The 12,919-nt window shown below is 60.8% G+C and carries 15 protein-coding genes; 7 read left to right on the top strand and 8 right to left on the bottom strand.

Annotated features, from left to right (window positions below; all coding sequences use genetic code 11):
- Position 1 precedes the first annotated feature (1 nt).
- Positions 2–1,282, bottom strand: a complete 1,281-nt coding sequence (gene mnmE / locus DC363_RS03235; protein ID WP_108639701.1) for a tRNA uridine-5-carboxymethylaminomethyl(34) synthesis GTPase MnmE — start codon at positions 1,280–1,282, stop codon at positions 2–4.
- A 29-nt stretch (positions 1,283–1,311) separates the two neighbouring features.
- Complete coding sequence (rho, locus tag DC363_RS03230) at positions 1,312–2,610, bottom strand: transcription termination factor Rho (protein ID WP_108639700.1); 1,299 nt, start codon at positions 2,608–2,610, stop codon at positions 1,312–1,314.
- 504 nt (positions 2,611–3,114) lie between these two features.
- Between rho and DC363_RS03225 the strand changes: the two genes are divergently transcribed.
- The 4 genes from DC363_RS03225 to dnaQ are packed head-to-tail and all read left to right on the top strand — an operon-like array spanning position 3,115 to position 5,855.
- Complete coding sequence (locus DC363_RS03225) at positions 3,115–3,714, top strand: Maf family protein (protein WP_108639699.1); 600 nt, start codon at positions 3,115–3,117, stop codon at positions 3,712–3,714.
- Complete coding sequence (locus DC363_RS03220) at positions 3,711–4,544, top strand: shikimate dehydrogenase (protein WP_108639698.1); 834 nt, start codon at positions 3,711–3,713, stop codon at positions 4,542–4,544. The genes DC363_RS03225 and DC363_RS03220 overlap by 4 nt, the downstream gene beginning before the upstream one ends.
- Positions 4,541–5,134 (top strand): dephospho-CoA kinase, encoded by a 594-nt coding sequence (coaE, locus tag DC363_RS03215; RefSeq protein WP_108639697.1) that lies wholly within the window; start codon positions 4,541–4,543, stop codon positions 5,132–5,134. Before DC363_RS03220 ends, coaE begins: the two co-directional genes overlap by 4 nt.
- On the top strand, positions 5,127–5,855 hold the full coding sequence (gene dnaQ / locus DC363_RS03210; RefSeq protein ID WP_108639696.1) for a DNA polymerase III subunit epsilon: 729 nt from the start codon (positions 5,127–5,129) through the stop codon (positions 5,853–5,855). Before coaE ends, dnaQ begins: the two co-directional genes overlap by 8 nt.
- Here the strand turns inward: dnaQ and secB are convergent.
- Together secB and DC363_RS03200 are read right to left on the bottom strand one after the other, a co-directional pair.
- Positions 5,852–6,361 (bottom strand): protein-export chaperone SecB, encoded by a 510-nt coding sequence (secB, locus tag DC363_RS03205; protein ID WP_108639695.1) that lies wholly within the window; start codon positions 6,359–6,361, stop codon positions 5,852–5,854. The two genes, dnaQ and secB, sit on opposite strands and share 4 nt — an antisense overlap.
- A gap of 55 nt (positions 6,362–6,416) precedes the next feature.
- A complete protein-coding gene (locus DC363_RS03200; protein WP_108639694.1) occupies positions 6,417–6,914 on the bottom strand; it encodes an FxsA family protein in 498 nt (165 codons plus the stop codon).
- A gap of 121 nt (positions 6,915–7,035) precedes the next feature.
- Between DC363_RS03200 and DC363_RS03195 the strand changes: the two genes are divergently transcribed.
- The 3 genes from DC363_RS03195 to DC363_RS03185 all read left to right on the top strand — a co-directional run bounded on the left by DC363_RS03195 (position 7,036) and on the right by DC363_RS03185 (position 9,319).
- Complete coding sequence (locus tag DC363_RS03195; protein WP_108639693.1) at positions 7,036–7,695, top strand: Tim44/TimA family putative adaptor protein; 660 nt, start codon at positions 7,036–7,038, stop codon at positions 7,693–7,695.
- A gap of 65 nt (positions 7,696–7,760) precedes the next feature.
- The gene (gene mltA / locus DC363_RS03190; RefSeq protein ID WP_108639939.1) at positions 7,761–8,732 is read left to right on the top strand and encodes a murein transglycosylase A; all 972 of its coding nucleotides are present in this window, start codon (positions 7,761–7,763) and stop codon (positions 8,730–8,732) included.
- The gene (locus tag DC363_RS03185; protein ID WP_108639692.1) at positions 8,729–9,319 is read left to right on the top strand and encodes a Smr/MutS family protein; all 591 of its coding nucleotides are present in this window, start codon (positions 8,729–8,731) and stop codon (positions 9,317–9,319) included. Before mltA ends, DC363_RS03185 begins: the two co-directional genes overlap by 4 nt.
- Here the strand turns inward: DC363_RS03185 and DC363_RS03180 are convergent.
- The 4 genes from DC363_RS03180 to trxA all read right to left on the bottom strand — a co-directional run bounded on the left by DC363_RS03180 (position 9,302) and on the right by trxA (position 12,869).
- Positions 9,302–10,534, bottom strand: coding sequence for an MFS transporter (locus DC363_RS03180; RefSeq protein ID WP_108639691.1), 1,233 nt, complete (start codon positions 10,532–10,534; stop codon positions 9,302–9,304). The genes DC363_RS03185 and DC363_RS03180 overlap by 18 nt on opposite strands.
- A gap of 37 nt (positions 10,535–10,571) precedes the next feature.
- Positions 10,572–11,879: an ATP-dependent protease ATPase subunit HslU gene (gene hslU, locus DC363_RS03175; protein WP_108639690.1), complete on the bottom strand. Its 1,308-nt coding sequence runs from the start codon at positions 11,877–11,879 to the stop codon at positions 10,572–10,574.
- Positions 11,876–12,433 carry an ATP-dependent protease subunit HslV gene (gene hslV / locus DC363_RS03170; protein ID WP_108639689.1) on the bottom strand — a complete coding sequence of 186 codons (558 nt, stop codon included), beginning with the start codon at positions 12,431–12,433 and terminating at the stop codon, positions 11,876–11,878. The genes hslU and hslV overlap by 4 nt, the downstream gene beginning before the upstream one ends.
- A gap of 115 nt (positions 12,434–12,548) precedes the next feature.
- Entirely contained in the window at positions 12,549–12,869 is a 321-nt protein-coding gene (trxA, locus tag DC363_RS03165; protein ID WP_108639688.1) for a thioredoxin, read from the bottom strand.
- Between the last annotated feature and the right edge of the window lie 50 nt (positions 12,870–12,919).

Here is a 12,919-nt window from a genome sequence, read left to right as displayed (position 1 = left end):
CCTATTTACCGATACAGAAGCTTAAGAATATCTCATCCAAGACATTCTCTACATCGACGCGGCCAATCAAGCTGTCAAGACACCGGATCGCAGTATGAAGCTCCTCCGCGAGGATATCAACCTCGTCGGCGGAACTCTGCAACATCGCTTGGACTTCGCTGAGATGGACCCGCGCAGCGACCAGCGCTTTCTCATGTCGAAGTCGGGTCGCAACACCGGCATCTGCAACCTGGTCAGCCAGGAAGTTTGAAATCCGGTTCAGCAGTGCATCAATACCGGTCCCGTCTATCCCAGAAACGGACAACCGATCTTTGGTAGGACGAAGGTCAGATTTGCTTATGACGTTTAGATCACTATCGGAGATTTGATCCGGCATTTCATCCGGTTCTACCAAATGAATCCTCATATCAGCGCGGCTCGCACGTCGCCTACCATGCTCGATCCCCAAAGCCTCTAGCTGATCGTCCGATTCACGAATTCCGGCCGTATCGAGAAATGTCACAGGAAATCCGGCAACATCCATCCTTACTTCGATAACATCCCGGGTGGTGCCGGCGATATCGGAAGTAATTGCGGCTTCGCGCCCGGCCAACCGATTGAGCAACGTCGACTTTCCGCTGTTGGGCGGACCAACCAAGGCAATCTCGAACCCATCTCGGATCCTTTCGCGTACGGCAACGCCTTTTGCCTCTGACTCCACCTCTGCAGAAACGGAGGTAATGAGCGCATTGACCTCGGGGTATACATCCTCCGGCACCTCTTCATCGGCAAAATCAATGGTCGCCTCCAGTAGCGCGACCGCGCGGATCAGGTCCTTGCGCCATTTTTCGGCGAGAGTTCCCAGTTCACCGGAAAAGACCCGAACTGCCTGCCGCCTTTGGCTTTCGGTTTCGGCATCAATCAGGTCGGCCAGTCCTTCGACCTGGGCGAGGTCGAGGCGTCCGTTCTCCATGGCGCGGCGTGTAAACTCGCCAGGATCCGCCAGCCGAAGACCAAGCTCACTCAAATGGTCTTGGACGGCGGCAACAATCGAAGGGGAGCCGTGCGTGTGCAGCTCGACCACCTCCTCCCCGGTGAAACTGCGTCCCTCCGAGAAACTGAGCGCAAAGGCCTGATCGATCAAGACACCGTCCCGGTCGAGGAGTGTGACCAGTTTGCGATCATGCGGCTCAAGACGGGCGCCCATCTTCGCTACGACAGATCTGGCGTCCGGCCCGGAAATCCGAATGATCGACACACCTGCTTTCCCCGGCGCAGACGCCAGGGCGAAAATCGTATCCATCACTATTAACCTTTTGGTTTAAAACGGATTTACGTATTCATGGAGTCGAAGAAATCCGAATTCGTCTTGGTCTGTTTCAACTTCGAGATCAGGAATTCAATCGCATCAGTGGTTCCCATCGGATTAAGAATCCGACGCAGCACATAAGTCTTCTGGAGATCGACTTTATCGACCAGAAGATCCTCTTTCCGGGTCCCGGATTTGAGAATATCCATTGCCGGGAACACCCGTTTGTCCGCGATTTTGCGATCCAGCACGATCTCGGAGTTGCCGGTGCCTTTGAACTCTTCGAAGATCACCTCGTCCATCCGGCTTCCGGTATCGATGAGTGCCGTGGCGATAATGGTCAGAGAGCCGCCTTCTTCGATGTTCCGCGCCGCACCGAAGAACCGCTTGGGCCGTTGCAGCGCGTTAGCATCGACGCCCCCGGTCAGAACTTTACCCGATGACGGAACCGTTGTGTTGAAGGCGCGGCCCAATCGGGTGATCGAATCAAGCAAAATCACCACGTCCCGTTTGTGCTCGACCAGACGTTTCGCCTTCTCAATCACCATTTCAGAGACGGCAACGTGACGGGACGCGGGTTCGTCAAAGGTCGAGGATACGACTTCACCCTTCACCGAACGCTGCATGTCTGTGACCTCTTCCGGCCGCTCGTCGATGAGCAGCACGATCAGATAGCACTCGGGGTGATTGGCCGCGATGGAATGGGCGATGTTCTGCAACAGCACCGTCTTACCGGTCCGCGGAGGCGCCACGATCAAAGACCGTTGCCCTTTCCCGATCGGAGCGACCAGATCGATGATCCGGGCAGAGCGATCCTTCGTCGTGGGGTCCGACGTCTCCATCTTCAGGCGTTCATCGGGATAAAGCGGAGTTAGGTTCTCGAACGCCACCTTGTGGCGCGCGCGCGACGGCTCTTCGAAGTTAATCTTCTCGACCTTCGTCAGCGCAAAATACCGTTCAGTATCAGACGGTTCCTGGATCACACCTTCAACGGTATCGCCGGTGCGCAACGCGTGCAGGCGGATCATATCGGGGGAGACGTAGATGTCATCCGGACCGGGAAGATAGTTTGCCTCAGGCGAGCGTAGGAACCCGAAGCCGTCCTGAACCACTTCCAGAACACCGTCCCCACCGATGACCCAATCGTCTTCTGCCCGCTCCTTGAGAATCGAGAACATCATGTCGCCTTTGCGCATGGTCGACGCATTCTCAATCTCGAGCTCTTCAGCCAGCGCGAGCAGATCCTTGGGGCTTTGCGCCTTCAGGTCGGCGAGGTTCAAACGATCTGTGACCGCGTCGTTCTGCGTGATATCTTCGGGCATGGTGGAACTCCAACCGGATGACCGGTCATTTCTCTGTCTGATCTGGAAAACAGCCTTCGGACGAAGGTTAACCCTGCCTAAGCGCTTAGCTGGGTTCTGTCAATCGGAGGGAACCAGGATCGGCGGAGCGATGATCTGTATTCTTTCCAAAGAAAAAAGGATTCTAGGTGGAAGTAGTGTTAGCGCTGGGGATAACCTCCCAAAACTCGCTTGCACACATATATATCCACATGGTGTTTGCCAAGAGCAGGACTTTCAAACAACCCCGATGACTGCTAACCTTCTGTGACGAAACGAAATTATCATACAGACCCATCTTGCCCGCGCGTCTTGTATGAGTCCGACCGCAGTTTATCCACAGCGTCGATTCTTTCATATCCTCACGGGATAACTCAGGCGTGGTACGGGACCACTCGCATAACTTTCCCCCGGGCGGGACAGGCTTGCGATTGACCTCAATCCGTCCCATGAGGTGTGCATGGTTTCGTCCACGGGATTATCCACATGAAAGATCGGCTTACTCTCGCCTCTTCCTCGTCCATCCGGGCCCGACTGCTCGAGAATGCCGGCCTATCGGTGACAGTAACTCCAGCGCGAATCGATGAAGATTCGGTTAAACTGTCCCTTCAGGCCGAAGGTGCGTCGCCGCGGGACATGGCCGATACCCTGGCGGAGATGAAGGCACGCAAGGTCGCGGAGCGCGGGGCAGAGGGGCTGGTGCTCGGATGCGATCAGGTTCTGTCTTTCAAGGGTGAGGTTCTGTCGAAGCCCGAGACCCCCGCCGCGGCGCGTGCGCAACTCCTCCGACTGCGTGGCGAGTCCCATCAGCTATTGTCCGCCGCCGTGATCTACGAGGACCACGCGCCCATCTGGCGCCATGTGGGCGTGGCGCGGTTGACCATGCGCGACTTCTCGGACAGCTATCTCGATGCCTATCTCGAACGCAACTGGGAGAGCATCCGATGGTCTGTCGGCGGCTACAAGATCGAGGAGGAGGGGATCCGCCTGTTCCGCACGGTGCAGGGCGATACCTTTACCATTCAAGGCCTGCCGCTGCTTGAACTCTTGTCTTATCTCACACTTCGCGGGACATTGCCCAAATGAGCGATCAACCCATTCCCCTTGCCGGCGTGATCGGCCAGCCCGTCGCGCATTCCCGTTCACCGCGCCTGTTCCGCCACTGGTTGAAAAAGCACAACCGCGTCGGACATTATGTGCCGCTCCACGTGGGCGAAAGCGACCTTGAGCAGGTGATCCGTACCCTGCCCAAAATGGGGTTCGTCGGGTGCAATGTGACGATCCCCCACAAGGTCGATGTGCTGTCCATCGCAGATCTGGCCACGGATCGCGCGACCTTGATCGGCGCTGCGAACACGCTGATTTTCCGCAAAGACGGCAAGATTCACGCTGATAACACAGACGGTTACGGCTTTATTGCCAATCTTCGGCAGGGCGCGCCCGGGTGGGCGCCGTCCCTTGGACCCGCTGCGGTGCTGGGGGCCGGTGGTGCCGCGCGGGCCGTCATCGCCTCGCTGATCGACGTTGGCGTCACGCAGATCTATCTCAGCAATCGTACCCGCCCCAAAGCCGAAGCCCTGCAATCCGCCTTCGGGACCAAAGTGCAGGTGGTCGATTGGGTGCAGGCCGGAAATATGCTTGAGGACGCGGCAACGGTCGTGAACACAACCTCGCTCGGTATGGAGGGGCAGCCCGCTTTGCGGGTGCCGTTGGACGGTCTGCGGCGCGGCACGGTGGTGACCGATCTTGTCTATACGCCGTTGAAAACCCCATTCCTCGCCACAGCAGAGGCTGCCGGCTGCATCACCGTGGACGGTCTGGGCATGCTGTTGCATCAGGCAGTGCCCGGCTTTGAACGCTGGTTCGGCGTGCGGCCCGAGGTGGGCGCCGACACGCGGGCTGCGGTCTTGTCATGACCTTCGTTCTAGGCCTGACGGGGTCGATCGGCATGGGGAAATCCACCACTGCCGCGATGTTTGCCGACGAAGGCATCCCGGTCTGGGACGCCGATGCCGCCGTGCGTCGTCTTTACGCCAAGGGCGGGCAAGGGGCGGCTGCAATTGGTGCGGCCTATCCTGAGGTGATCGAAGAGGGGGCCGTCTCGCGCCAGAAACTCCGCACCCTCATCGCCGCAAGCCCCGAAGTCCTTGATCACATTCAAACCCTTGTGCATCCGCTGGTGGCGCAGGACCGGCAGGCGTTTCTCAAACAGACCCCTGCGCCCATCGTGCTGCTGGACATCCCGCTCTTGTATGAGGGGGGCGGCGACGCGCAGTGTGACGGGGTCGCTGTCGTCTCGGTTCCCGAAGACGTGCAACGTCAACGCGTGCTGGCCCGGGGCGAAATGTCAGAGGCGGACTTCGAGCTGATCAAGGCGCGGCAGATGCCCGACGCAGAGAAACGCGCAAAAGCCCGCTGGGTGATCGAGACGCTGACACTGGACGCCGCCCGCCAATCCGTGAGAGAGATCATCGCCGAAATCGAACAGGAACAGGCCGATGCGTGAGATTGTCCTTGATACAGAGACCACCGGTTTCGAGCCCAGCGAAGGCGACCGCATCGTGGAAATCGGCGCGATCGAACTGATGAACCACATGCCCACCGGGCGGACTTATCATCAGTACATCAACCCCAAACGGGACATGCCGTCGGGCGCGTTCGAGATTCACGGCATCGGACCGGACCTTCTGACGCCGCCGCAAGACCCCAAACCGGGGCAGGTGACCCTGCGGGACAAGCCCGTGTTCGCGGATGTGGCACAGGCGTTTGTCGACTTCATCGGGGATGCGCGGCTGGTGATCCACAATGCCGCGTTCGACATGAAATTTCTCAATGCGGAACTTGGCTGGCTCAATCGTCCGCTTCTACCCATGGCTCAGGCCCTTGATACGCTGGCCATCGCGCGCAAGAAATTCCCCGGCTCTCCGGCGTCGCTTGATGCTTTGTGTCGCCGTTTTGGCATCGACAACTCCAATCGCACGTTGCACGGCGCGTTGCTTGACAGTGAAATCCTGGCGGAGGTCTATCTTGAGCTGATCGGCGGGCGGCAGCCCGATCTGGTTCTGGCGGGACAGGACCGCTCGAAGGCCAAGTCGGCAGCGGATACCGATTGGCGGCCCTATCCCCGCCCGACACCGCTGGCGCCAAAAATAAAAGCGGCGGAGGCCGAAGCCCACGCCGCTTTCGTCGAAACATTGGGCGACAACGCCCTGTGGAACAGGGTCTAGGCGTCCGCGGGCTTTTGCTCGGCCTGTTGCTGGGCCCGCAGCGCAAGTTGTTGGCGATAGATCGCAACAAAGTCGATCTGTTCGAGGTTCAGCGGTGGGAAGCCCCCGTCGCGGGTGACGTCCGACACGATGCGCCGGATGAACGGGAAGGTCATGCGCGGGCATTCGATCATCAGATAGGGGTGCATCTGCTGCTCTGGCACGCCTTCGATCTCGAACACGCCGGAATATTCCAGCTCAAGCAGGAAAAGCGTCTTCTCGCTGCCCTGATTGAGCGAGGTTACCTTCAGCTTGGTGACAACCTCGAACTGGTTCGCCGTGCCGCGTTTGCGGGCGTCAAGGTTCACTTCGACCTTGATTTCCGGCTTCACCTCACCATCCACGCCCTTTTGCGCCATGACGTTCTCGAACGACAGGTCACGCACGAACTGGGCAAGGATGCGCTGTTTGATCTGGGGTCGGGCCTCAGCGGCCCCGTTTGTCTGTTGGGTGTCTTCTTCGGCCATGTGGCTCTCCGGCTCTGATACGTTCACGTTTGTGTAACAGGGCCGGGGCGGGGCCTCAATCTCTTGTCCAGCCTGACGGGCCGCGCGATGTGCGGTCGGGGGGATCAACCTCTTCGAACTCGCCGTCGATCACGCGGTCGTCGGGATGCCGGCGTGGCGGTGGTCCGCGTCGCGGGTCGCCGCCCGGGCCCATCTGGAAGCTCTGCACCTCGACCCGGTCCCGCAGCGCGCGATAGGCTGCGGACCGCACCGCAGGCACGAGCAAGGCAAAGCCTACAAAGTCGGTGAAAAATCCGGGGGTAAGCAGCAGCGCGCCGGAAAACAGGATCATCGCCCCGTGAGCCAGATGTTCCGTCGGATCTTGCAAGGATGAGAAAGACTGCCGCAGGTTCAACATCGCCTGCGCCCCCTGACTGCGCACCATCCAGGCGCCCAGCAGCGCTGTCAGGATCACAATGGCAAGCGTCCAGCCCAGCCCGATCACCCCGCCGATCTGGATGAACAAGGTGATTTCCAGCAGCGGAATGCCGATGAAGAGTATAGACAGCAGCATGATGCCCCCGGTTGCGTCGTTAAAAATCTGCGGCAAGGTGGACTTGCCCCACTGCCAGACTTACATAAGGCGGGTGAGTGACTTTTACCACGTGTCCATCCCTGATCGGAAAGAAACACACATGAATTCGCCTGTTCTTCAGCTTCTGGTTCTTGCCGGTATCGCGATCTTTCTGATCCTGCGATTGCGCAGCGTCCTTGGCACGCGCGAAGGCTTCGAGAAGCCGCAGGTGACCGCACAGCCCGCGCAAAAGCGCACCGGGCCCGAGTTCGAGGTGATCGAAGGTGGCCCCGATCCTGACATCACCGATTATGTGGATGCCGACACCCCCTCGGCCGAGGCTTTGGCCAAGATGAAGGCCGACGACCGCAGCTTTAACGTGCAGGAATTTGTCCGCGGCGCGCGCGGCGCCTATGAGATGATCCTGACCGGGTTCGAGACCGGTGAGCTGTCCGGGATCAAGCCCTTCCTGTCCGAAGATGTCTATGAGGCGTTCGCCACCGTCGTCGAAGAACGCGAAAAGAACGGCCTGAGCGTCGATTTCAAGTTTGTCGGCATCTCCGAGACCAAGCTGATGGACGCGACCTATGATCCCGCCACGAAAGAGGCCGAGATTTCGGTGCGCTTCCTGAGTGAGAGCACCTCCGCCGTTTATGACCGTGGCGGCGACCTCATCGAAGGGTCCCCCACCGAGATCAAGAAGCAGCGCGACGTTTGGACCTTTGGCCGGACCATGGGCACCGGCGACCCGAACTGGTTCCTTGTCGCCACTGGCGGATGACGCTGGCATCGGCGGTCGCGCGACTGTCGATCGGCCTGGCATCCCTTTTCTGGACCGAGGCAGCGATGGCCAATCCGACCTATCAGCTCTTGCAATTCGAAACGTTGCGCGGCTGGGACGTGGACGATCACCAAGCTGCGCTGGATGTCTATGTCTCCACCTGTGGTGATATGGACGATCCGATCTGGGCGTCGCTGTGCCAATTTGCCAAATCCGGCCCCGACCCCAAAGAGTTCTTCGAACGGTTCTTTACTCCGGTTCTGATCGACGATGGCAAAGACGCGCTGTTCACCGGCTATTTCGAGCCTGAGCTGCGCGGCTCCCGCACGCGGGGCGGGCGTTATCAATATCCCCTTTACCGTATGCCCAGCGATCTCTCCGCGCCGTGGCTTACCCGGCGCGAGATCGAAGAGACCGACGCACTGGGCGGGCAGGGGTTGGAAATCGTCTGGATCGACGATCCGGTCGACGTCTTCTTTTTGCAGGTGCAGGGCTCCGGTCGGGTGCGGCTGAACACGGGCGGGATGATCCGCGTGGGCTATGCGGGGGCCAACGGGCGCGAGTATTCGTCCGTTGGGCTTGAGCTGGTCAACCGGGGCGAGTTTCAGGCCCATCAGGTCTCTGCCGATGTGATCCGCGACTGGGTCCGCGACAACGGGGACGCAGGGCGCGAGCTTTTGTGGATCAACGACAGCTACGTTTTCTTCCGTGAGGTGAACGAGGTGCCACCGGATAAGGGCCCGCTTGGCGCGATGAACCGTTCGGTGACACCCATGCGCACCGTCGCCATCGACCCCGCTTACGTCCCCTATGGCGCGCCGGTCTGGATCGAGAAGGACGGCGCGGACCCGCTGGATCGTCTGATGATCGCGCAAGACACCGGGTCGGCCATTCGTGGCGCACAACGGGCGGATATCTTCTTTGGCACCGGTGATCTGGCGGGGCGCGAGGCGGGCAAGATCAAGGATGGCGGGCGCATGGTCGTGCTGATGCCGATTCAGGCCGCCTATGCGATGCTGCCCGATATCATCGAATGAAACGCCCGCGTCATATCTCGGCCGAGGAACGGGCCCTGTGGGACAGCGTCGCGCGACGTGCGGAACCACTCGAGAAGCCCAAGGCGAAACGCGCCCACGCCGCGCCCAAGCCGACCCCGCCCAAGGTTGAGGCCCCGCGCCCCGCGCCGCTTCCGCAGTTCAAGGTCGGGCAAGGGGCGACCCACCGCAAAGACCATGACCTCTTGCCGTCGCTCGGGCAGCAGATGAAAGCGGCGCCGGTCGAGATGGACAAGAAAGCCTATGGCCGGATGCGGCGGGGCAAGCTGAAGCCGGACGCGCGGATCGATCTGCACGGCATGACCTTGGCACAGGCCCATCCGGCGTTGATCGGGTTTATCATGCGCTCGGTCAGCGCGGGCCATCGTCTGGTTCTTGTGATCACCGGCAAGGGCAAGAACCGCGACGACGGCGGGCCGATCCCGACGAAATTCGGCGTGCTGCGCCATCAGGTGCCGCAATGGCTGAAGATGGCGCCGTTGAACAGTCTCGTGCTTCAGGTAACCGAATCCCATATCCGCCACGGCGGGCAGGGTGCTTACTACGTCTATCTACGCCGCAGCCGCTGAGCGTCGCATGACGGCAACCGGGTAGAGCAGGAGCAGCGCGGCAATCGCGAAACTTGCCGCATAGCCCAGCATCTGCACCTCGAAGCCGATCCCCTGATCAATGAGGAAACCGCTCAACCCCGGGCCGATGGCCGATCCCAGAACCATGAGCGCCGCAGCCGATGCCTTGATCGCGCCCAGATGCCGCGTCCCGAAGAATTCCGCCCAGCAGGCATTGAGCAACGTCGCCTGTCCGCCCCCGGCCATCCCCATCAGGATCACGGCGATTGCGGTCCAGATCAGACTGGGCGCATACCAGTGCAGGATGAAGGCAAGCACGAGGGGCAAGAGGTAAACCGGCAACAGCCGCACCGCGCCCAACCGGTCCACCGCCCAGCCAAAAAAGATCGTTGAGGCCAGCAATGTGGCGGTGCCCAGTGGAAAGACCGAGACGAGGGCCAGGTGCGACCAGCCTTTGATTTCAGCGAAGTGAACCTGATGGAACCAGAAGGCCGTGCCAAAGCCCGAAAAGGACATCACCGCCGGGGCCATGGCCCAGAACAGCGGTGTGCGCAACGCCTCGGACCGGGTCCAGTGGCGGCCCCATAGTCCGGTCGATTGCTCGGTTGCCGCGACCGATTGCGGCGTGCGCTCCAACCGAAGCAGCCAAAGCAGCACCGGTGCCATGGCCAGACAGAACAGCGCACAGCCCACCCAGATCAGGTGCCAGTCGATCCGCGTCTTGATCCAGACCATGATCAACGGCAAGGCAGCTTCACCCAACATGAACCCCATCGCGGCCACCGCGAGCGCCCGCCCGCGTGCCGCGATGAACCACCGTGCCATGGCGACGGTCGCCACGTGACTGGTCATGCCCTGTCCGAAGAACCGCAAAAGGAATACGATGACGGGAAGCGCCGCCGCCCATGGATTGACCGCCATGAGGATGCAGGACAGCCCCAGAAGCAGTACCACGGTGATCCCCAACTGCCGGACTCTGAGCCGGTCTGCCAGACCGCCCGCGAAGACCATCACCACAGCTGATGCGCCGGTACCGATCATGTAGATCAAGCCCCAATCGCCGTTGCTCAGCCCGTAGTCCGCACGGATCTCACCGCCAAAAACGGAGATGAAGAAAGTCTGCCCGAAACTGGACAGAAACGACAACAACGCGCCGGTTGCAAGAAACGGCGCGTTGTCGCGGATGAATGAAAAATAGCCCGTTTTGCTCTGCATGGGTCCTTATTGGACGAATGCCAGCAAGGGGCCAGCCCTAAAGCACGTAGCGGCTCAGGTCGGTCGAGCGCATGAGCTCACCCAAGTGATCCTCGACGAAGGCGGCGTTGACCTCGACCGTCTCACCGCCGCGTTCCGGCGCATTGAAGGACAGGTCCTCGAAGACCCGCTCCACCACGGTGTAGAGCCTGCGCGCGCCGATGTTCTCGACGCTTTCGTTGACCTCGGCCGCAATCCGCGCCAGCGCCGAGATGCCGTCGTCGGTGAACGACACCGTAACCTCTTCGGTGCCCATAAGCGCGGTGTATTGGCGGGTCAGGGCGTTGTCTGTCTCGGTCAGGATGCGGACGAAATCCTCTTCGGTGAGGGCGCGCAGCTCAACGCGGATCGGCAGACGCCCCTGCAATTCAGGCAAGAGGTCCGACGGCTTGGCGATGTGGAACGCACCCGAGGCGATGAACAGGATATGATCGGTCTTCACCGGCCCGTGCTTGGTGCTGACGGTGGTGCCTTCGATCAAAGGCAGAAGATCCCGCTGCACGCCTTCGCGGGACACATCCGCCCCACGCGCATCGGCGTTGCGGCAGACCTTATCGATCTCGTCCAGAAAAACGATGCCGTTCTGCTCTACCGCCTCAAGCGCCTTTTTGGTCACTGTTTCGTCATCAAGCAGCTTGTCCGCCTCATCCGCGATCAACAGGTCGTAGCTGTCGGCGACGGTGACTTTCTTTTTCACCGTGCGGCCGCCGAACGCCTTGCCGAAGATGGCGCCCAAATCCATGCCGGGGGGCATCGCGCCGGGCTGGCCGGGAATCTCCATCGCGCCCAGCGGGCTTGACGTGTCGGTCAGCTCAAGCTCGATCACAGTGTCGTCCAGCTCGCCGGATTTCAGCTTCTTGCGGAACATGTCGCGTGTGCCGCTGCGGGCATCGTCCCCGGCGATGGCGGTGATCACCCGCTCCTCGGCCGCTTCGCGGGCCCGCTGTTTGACGTCCTCGCGCATATAGGCGCGGGTCTCGACGATGGCCCCTTCGACGAGATCGCGGATGATCTGCTCCACGTCGCGTCCGACGTAGCCGACTTCGGTGAACTTGGTCGCCTCGACCTTGATGAAGGGCGCGCGCGCAAGCTTCGCCAAACGGCGCGAGATTTCGGTCTTGCCGACGCCGGTGGGGCCGATCATCAGGATGTTCTTGGGGTAGACTTCGTCGCGCAGATCGTCGCCCAGCTGCTTGCGCCGCCAGCGGTTGCGCAGGGCCACGGCGACGGCGCGCTTGGCGTCCTTCTGGCCGATGATGAACCGGTCCAGTTCCGATACGATTTCGCGGGGGGTGAGGTCGGTCATTGTTGAATGGTCTCCACGGTCAGGTTTCCGTTGGTGTACACGCAGATGTCCGAGGCGATGGCCATGGCGCGGCGGGCGATCTCTTCGGCGCTCAGGTCCTGATCCATCAGCGCGCGTCCTGCGGCGAGGGCGTAGTTCCCGCCCGAGCCGATGGCGGTCACGTCGAACTCAGGCTCAAGCACGTCGCCGGCCCCGGTGATGACGAACAGATCCTTTCCGTCGCTGACGATCAGCATCGCTTCGAGCTTCTGCAGGTATTTGTCGGTGCGCCAGTCCTTGGCCAACTCAACACTCGCGCGGGCCAGCTGCCCCGGCGTGGCTTCAAGCTTCTTTTCCAGCCGTTCCAGCAGCGTGAAGGCATCGGCGGTCGAACCGGCAAACCCCGCGATCACATCGTTGCCGCCAGGCGACAACCGACGCACCTTCTTCGCGGTGCCTTTCATGACGGTCTGCCCGACCGAGACCTGCCCGTCGCCCGCAATCACCACTTCGCCGCCCTTGCGGACCCCGATGATCGTCGTGCCGTGCCAGCCGGGGAATGTGTCGTCTGCCATGTGTCTGGTCCTCCTGTCCGTGTCGGCGTTTATATGGCGGTGCCGTTGCACCGGCACAAGGTCGCCAACAAAAAGGGCGCCCGCGGGGGCGCCCTTTGAGTAAAGTGCTGTGCGATCAGAGGCTTTCTTCGATCCAGCCCTGAAGTGCCGCCTTGGGAGCTGCGCCGGTCTTGTTCGAGACGACTTCGCCGTTCTTGAACAGGAACAGCGCCGGAATGCCGCGCACGCCCATCTGCGACGGAGAGTTGGGGTTCTCGTCCACGTTCACCTTGACGATCTTGACCTTGCCGTCCAGCTCTGCGGAAAGTTCTTCCAGAGCGGGGCCGATCTGCTTGCAAGGGCCACACCATTCGGCCCAGAAATCCACCACAACGGGGATGTCGGACTGGCGCACCTCGGCGTCAAAAGTCTGATCAGTTACTGCTACGGTCGCCATCTGGCTGCTCCTTTACGGGAAAATGCGTTCAGGGCGGAACGTATGGTTGG

The sequence above is a fragment of the Thalassorhabdomicrobium marinisediminis genome (assembly GCF_003072065.1).
Lineage (GTDB): Bacteria > Pseudomonadota > Alphaproteobacteria > Rhodobacterales > Rhodobacteraceae > Octadecabacter > Octadecabacter marinisediminis.
This window is presented reverse-complemented; position numbering and strand designations above follow the sequence as displayed.

Coding starts and splice junctions, on each gene's coding strand:
- coaE (WP_108639697.1), top strand. CDS start 4,541: ATGACCTTCGTTCTAGGCCTGACGGGGTCGATCGGCATGGGGAAATCC.
- DC363_RS03220 (WP_108639698.1), top strand. CDS start 3,711: ATGAGCGATCAACCCATTCCCCTTGCCGGCGTGATCGGCCAGCCCGTC.
- mnmE (WP_108639701.1), bottom strand. CDS start 1,282: ATGGATACGATTTTCGCCCTGGCGTCTGCGCCGGGGAAAGCAGGTGTG.
- hslU (WP_108639690.1), bottom strand. CDS start 11,879: ATGACCGACCTCACCCCCCGCGAAATCGTATCGGAACTGGACCGGTTC.
- DC363_RS03225 (WP_108639699.1), top strand. CDS start 3,115: ATGAAAGATCGGCTTACTCTCGCCTCTTCCTCGTCCATCCGGGCCCGA.
- trxA (WP_108639688.1), bottom strand. CDS start 12,869: ATGGCGACCGTAGCAGTAACTGATCAGACTTTTGACGCCGAGGTGCGC.
- secB (WP_108639695.1), bottom strand. CDS start 6,361: ATGGCCGAAGAAGACACCCAACAGACAAACGGGGCCGCTGAGGCCCGA.
- hslV (WP_108639689.1), bottom strand. CDS start 12,433: ATGGCAGACGACACATTCCCCGGCTGGCACGGCACGACGATCATCGGG.
- rho (WP_108639700.1), bottom strand. CDS start 2,610: ATGCCCGAAGATATCACGCAGAACGACGCGGTCACAGATCGTTTGAAC.
- dnaQ (WP_108639696.1), top strand. CDS start 5,127: ATGCGTGAGATTGTCCTTGATACAGAGACCACCGGTTTCGAGCCCAGC.
- DC363_RS03185 (WP_108639692.1), top strand. CDS start 8,729: ATGAAACGCCCGCGTCATATCTCGGCCGAGGAACGGGCCCTGTGGGAC.
- mltA (WP_108639939.1), top strand. CDS start 7,761: ATGGCCAATCCGACCTATCAGCTCTTGCAATTCGAAACGTTGCGCGGC.
- DC363_RS03200 (WP_108639694.1), bottom strand. CDS start 6,914: ATGCTGCTGTCTATACTCTTCATCGGCATTCCGCTGCTGGAAATCACC.
- DC363_RS03180 (WP_108639691.1), bottom strand. CDS start 10,534: ATGCAGAGCAAAACGGGCTATTTTTCATTCATCCGCGACAACGCGCCG.
- DC363_RS03195 (WP_108639693.1), top strand. CDS start 7,036: ATGAATTCGCCTGTTCTTCAGCTTCTGGTTCTTGCCGGTATCGCGATC.